The following is a 507-nucleotide window of genomic DNA, read 5'->3' on the forward strand; positions in this document are numbered from 1 at the left end:
AGCACCTCTCGAAACCCACTCATCAGCCTTAGTTAAAGCTATTGTAAGCACGCCAGCGGTATCTAGAGCCCTATCTTCAGCGGCAGCGACCAAAGAACGTGTAGCCGTTGCTAGAACACAAAAAGAGATGACGGTGAGTGGCAGTGGCTCCTCTGGCTTTGAAACTGATACAGATGACGGCTCTGAGGGTGTATTAATCGTCGGCGTCACTGCTCAAAAACTTTTGAGTGATAATGGCAAAACAGATCGCTCAATATATTTGAGCGAATTACTGGCTGAAACAGCCAAATTGGAAAGCCAAATTGCTTTTGACCAGGCACTACAACAAATCTTGGACGCTTATATTGCTCGAAGCACATCCTTAGAGGTTGATCGCATTATTACGTACTATGTGACTTTGTTTAACGAACGCGAAGATTTGGTCCAAACCGCAGTTGATGCGGGTGTGCTGTCAAATTCAGATTACCTTGAGCTACAGTCTTTGAAAAATGAAATTCTCTCTGAGCA

The 507-nt window shown here is 44.6% G+C and carries 1 protein-coding gene; it reads left to right on the plus strand.

Annotation, left to right across the window (positions count from 1 at the left end):
• Positions 1 to 507, plus strand: a 507-nt coding sequence (locus PFRI_RS19160) for a TolC family protein (protein ID WP_139292151.1), incomplete at both ends; no start/stop codon positions are given.

The sequence above is a fragment of the Planktotalea frisia genome, assembly GCF_001890925.1.
GTDB lineage: Bacteria > Pseudomonadota > Alphaproteobacteria > Rhodobacterales > Rhodobacteraceae > Planktotalea > Planktotalea frisia.